Origin of the sequence: Aquabacterium sp. (genome assembly GCF_004297345.1) — a bacterium.
Classification (GTDB): Bacteria; Pseudomonadota; Gammaproteobacteria; order Burkholderiales; family Burkholderiaceae_C; genus Aquabacterium.
In genome coordinates, this window is record NZ_SCTN01000057.1 from 1 (window position 1) to 4,760 (window position 4,760).

The 4,760-nt window shown below is 62.8% G+C and carries 3 protein-coding genes; 2 read left to right on the forward strand and 1 reads right to left on the reverse strand.

Features of this window, described 5'->3' with window-relative positions; genetic code table 11:
* Both EPO09_RS01775 and EPO09_RS01780 read left to right on the forward strand, forming a co-directional pair.
* The coding region (locus tag EPO09_RS01775) for a hemagglutinin repeat-containing protein (protein WP_290639573.1) at positions 1–1,955 on the forward strand (1,955 nt) is incomplete at its 5' end.
* A 16-nt stretch (positions 1,956–1,971) separates the two neighbouring features.
* Positions 1,972–3,621 carry a ShlB/FhaC/HecB family hemolysin secretion/activation protein gene (locus EPO09_RS01780; protein ID WP_290639575.1) on the forward strand — a complete coding sequence of 550 codons (1,650 nt, stop codon included), beginning with the start codon at positions 1,972–1,974 and terminating at the stop codon, positions 3,619–3,621.
* Between the two features lie 31 nt (positions 3,622–3,652).
* Here the strand turns inward: EPO09_RS01780 and EPO09_RS01785 are convergent.
* Positions 3,653–4,760, reverse strand: a 1,108-nt coding sequence (locus tag EPO09_RS01785; RefSeq protein WP_290639577.1) for a 6-carboxytetrahydropterin synthase, incomplete at its 5' end; no start/stop codon positions are given.

The window sequence follows — 4,760 nt, forward strand, 5'->3', positions numbered from 1 at the left end:
TGCCTTACTTGTTCGGCAGCGGCACGGTCACGCTCAATGGCAATGTGACGGGCTCGGCCAATGGCTTGCAGACCTCGTCCACCACAGCCAAGGGCGTCACAATCACGGCAGGCAAGGATGCCACCGTGCAAGCGACGCAAGGTGATGTGCTGACCGAAGGCGTGAACATCAACGCCGGGCAGAACGCGCAGGTCAAAGCCTCGGGCAACGTGATCACAGGTGTGGCCACCAGCACCAGTTCCTCGTTGACTGAAACGGCGGCGCTCAAGGGCACGGTCAACGTGCCTGTGAAGGTCGATTCGGCCTTGAACATCGTCGGCACCTTGTTCACGGGCGGCTCGCTGCTCAACAACGTGCAACTGACCACCGTGAACGTGGCGGGATCAGGCACGGGCAACATCACCGGTGTGACGAGCACCACACAGTACGGTGGCAGCATCACGGCAGGACAATCGGTGAAGGTCCAGGCTGACGACACAGTGACCACCTATGGCACGGCCATGAAGGCACAGTCGGTCAGCGTGAACGGCAACAATGGCGTGAAGCTGGGCTCTGCCATCAACAGCACGGCCAAGCTCAATGTCTCGGGCGGCGGCGTGCTGGCACAGCAGAACTTCCTGGCAGCCAAGCAGTTGAAGATCAACCTCAGCGGCAATCTGGATGGCAGCGTGTCCATTCAAGGCAAGGGGACCAATCTGCAAGGCACGCAAATCAGCGTGGATGCCGAACAAGGCAAGACGGAGATGGACGGCGCCAACATCGCCGGTACGGATGTCAGCGTCCGCGGAGCGCATGGTGTGGACATCGGCACCAGCCTGGACGTGACCGGCTCGGTCAATGGCGCCTTCAATGGTCCCCTGGATCTGGCCGTCAGCGGTTTGAAGCTGAACCTGAGCAATCCGACTTTGAGCCTCAGCGGTGGCAGCATCGGCGTGACCTTGCCCAAGGTGGACGTGTCGCTCAATGCACTGGTGGATCTGGCTGTGGCCGGCACCGCCAAGGGGCAGATGTCGATCGGGGGCAATGGCTCGCAGATCTCGGGCACACAAAGCGTGAAGGTGCAGGCCAGCGATGGCGACATCAAGCTGACGGGCTCGAAGTTGAGCAGCGGTGGCAGCACCACCGTGGAAGCGCCCAATGGCGCCCTCGACCTGGCCTCCTCACTGCGCCTGACCGGCAGCTTTGACAGCCAGTTCAACGTGGGCGCGAAGTCCATGCTGGACCTGAGCGTGTCCATCCAGCAGTTGAGCGTGGGCCTCAAGCCCACCTCGTTGCGCCTGGCGGGCATCGGCCTGGCCGTGGGCGCTGACCTGAGCATCGGCGTGGGTGGCCTGTCTCTGGCCGGCTCCAGCGTGCCCCTGCTGAGCACGAACCTGAGCCTGAGCGGAACGGGCCGTGCCACCCTGGGCAGCGATGCCTCGTCCATCAAGGCTGGCCAGGACGTGCACTTGATCGCCAAGGATGCCGTCACACTGTCCAAACCTGATATCCAGGCTGGTGGACTGATTGACATCATGGGCAAGTCGGTGGCCATCAAGGCACCCGTGACCACGACCGTGACCGGCCAGTTGTCTGCGGCACTGCCCGTGCAACTGCTGCCCACGCTGGACGTGGACTTCAGCCAGGTCAGCCTGAACCTGGGCGGCACACTCGCTCTGGCTCAAACTGGTGGCCAACTCAAGGCCACCAAGGGCGTGTCCATCCAGGCCCTGGATGGCGGCGTGAGCACGGTGGCAACGACCATCACCACGCCCGGCACCGTGAGCATCAAGGCGACGGACGACGTTCATCTGGACGCAGGCACCTCGCTGACCAACGGCAAGCTTTCGTTCACGCCAACGCAGATCTCTGCTGGCACGTCGGTGGCGTATGAAGCCCCTGCTGTGCGCACCTTCCTGCTGGCACCGGCTGTCGTCACTTCGCCTGTGATCACGCTCAACGGCCAACCGAAGTGATGATGGGCTGTTGTTGATGCGTTACCGTTTCGTGCCCGCCATGCTCGGCGGGTTGATGAGCCTGGCCGCCCATGGAGGAGGCCAGGCAGCCGAAGAGCCCATCGGGCTCAGTTCCTTGAGACAAAGCGACAGCTTGCGGCTGGAGGCCCTGCGTCAACGCGCGCAGCCCAAGCTGGGCGAAACGGAAGGCAGCCCAGCGCCTCAGGCGACTGCACCGGACACGCAGGACCGGCGCTGCCTGCAAGCCAGGAGCTTGCGGGTTGAAGGTGCCAGCCTGGTTCCTCAGGCGGATCTGGCCGCATGGCTGGAAGCCGTCACGGTTCAGGATGCCTGCATCGCCGTGGGTGACATCAACGGCTTGCTGTACAAGCTGTCGACCTGGTACATGCAGCGCGGCTACATCACCAGCCAGCCGGTCTCGTTCACGGTCAACGAACAAGGGGTGCTGGTCATCCTGGTGCTGGAGGGACGCATCGATCAGATCGTCTCCAGCGACCCACGTATCAGCACACGTGGCCTGGTCAGCGAGCCTGATGCCGTGCTCAACCTGCGGGTGATCGAACAGGCTGCCAGCCAGATCAACCGGCTGGACAGCCGTGCCATTGCGATCGACATCGAACCCAGCGACAAACCTGGCATGTCCATCGTCAAGCTGCGCCCTCAAAGCGCACTGCCTGCGAAGGACTGGTCCGTTCAGACCAGCGTGGACAACTATGACGCCAACCAGCTGTCCGGCACGCTGGCGCTGTCGATGGACAACCTGCTGGGCCACAACGAGAACATCTACCTGGCTCATACGCGGGAGTTGAACGAGCATGACACCGTGGCGCACGCCTACTCGGCGCTGGTGAGCGTGCCGGATGGCTTCTCGACCTACACGGCCTCGCTGTACCGCAGCAACAGCACGGCCCCCATCGTGGAGCCCAGCGAAGTGGATTCCGCTCGCACGAGCCTCTCGCTCAAGTGGGACCGCGTGCTGCATCGATCCCAATCATGGATTGCTGCCGTATCGGTCGATGTCACCCATGACGAGTTCGTGCAACAGATCGGGGAAGCCGAGTTGCAATCGTCTTCCTGGAACGTGAACCACGTGACGACCGGCGTGACGCTGCAACATCAGACCGCAGCCTGGAGTGGCCGCTTGAGCTTGCAGCTCGATCATGGCCTCGGTGGCATGGGTCCACAAGAGCTGCCACAGGCCAACTACAACGCCACAGCCGTTCAGGCGTCGATCAAGGTGCCGCTGGCTGCACGCTGGAGCGCATCGGTCACAGGCAACGCCCAGTACACACCGGACTACGTGCCGGGCTTCAAGCAATTCTGGATCGGTGGCCCTGTGCAGGTACCTGGCTTCCGACACGAAGCCTATGCCGGCAACAGCGGCGCCACCACGCAGTGGCAGCTGAGCTGGCAGGCGCCCAGCCTTGGCGAAGACGGCCTGTTGGGCAAGCCCTATGCGCATCAAGTCAGCCTGATCCAGACCACAGGCTGGGTTTTCAGCGACGCCCAAAGCAACACACGCAAGCTCTCCAGCGTGGGCTTGCAATATGGTGCCGTATGGGGTGGCCTGACGGGTGTGCTGAGCTGGACCAGACCGCTGCACAACAGCGATGCCGCCGTCGCCAAGAACGACGACTGGACCTTCTGGCTGAGCCACCGATACTGATCGCACAGGCCGATCGGGGCCCCAGCAGGGTTCAGATCGGCAAGGCCGGCCCCTCGGCACCGATCAGGGCCAGGGCGCCGCAACCTCGGGTCTGGTACAGATCGACTCTGTCGACCTGAGGCAGCACCGCACGGGCCTTGTCCAGAATCCAGTGAGACAAGCTGGCCGCATCGCAATCGGCCAGGTCTGGCAGCTCATGCAAAGGCTGGTGATCCAGCATCTTGAAGATGGGATCAAAGCGCGTTTTCACATCGCCGAAATCCACCGTCCAGCCCATGACCTCGTCCAGCGGCGCGGCCAGGTGCAGGCGCAAGGTGTAGGTATGACCGTGGATGGCCGCATGCGGATCCTCCACCGGCGCCTGGCGCAGGAACAAGGCGCTGTCCAGCGTCATTTCCTTCCAGATGCGGAAATCCTGGCCATTGAAGTTGGCCCCACATGAACCGGTTTCGTACACCGTTACCCAGGACAACTCGGGCAGCACCTGCTTCAAACGAGCCCACAACCAACCCGCGATGACCTCGCTGGTTGGATTGGCCAGCCCCTCGATGTCATTGAGGTACTTGTGATGGAGCTGGTAGTGAAAGGGTGACCAGATGGCGTCGAGATGGTCGTAGTCGATGCTGATGTCGCGGCCACCAGCGTTCTGGTTGGCATGCAGGATCACCTCGAAACCATGCCCGTGCAGCCGCCCGCACTTGTGGCCCAGAGGCACATTGGGCAGCTTGTGTGCCGACTGGAAGCGGTAGCGGCGCCACACATGTGCATGGTCAAGCCGATCCAGATCGACACCCTGATCAGCCGTGCTCTGGATCCCGACCTGCTCGATGCCAGGCACTTGCTGATCCCGCAAACGGTCACGCAACCAGCGCGCCAGGTTTTCGTCGGTCGGGGGTTGATCGGGCGGCAAGACCTCATTGAGCAGGCGGTAGTCCAACTGCGAGGTACAAGCGCCAAGGCGTTGCCCCAGAGTATGGACTTCGGCACCGGGATAGGGTGCCCAGGCAGTCGGCAGATCAGCGCGGATGCGTGCCACAAAGCTGTGGCCATGCAGACCATGTGAGCGGTGCCCGCTGGGCAGGATGCCGACCTGGCGGGCAGATTCAAAGTGCCGCGAGGCGGTATGGAGCGTGGTCAAC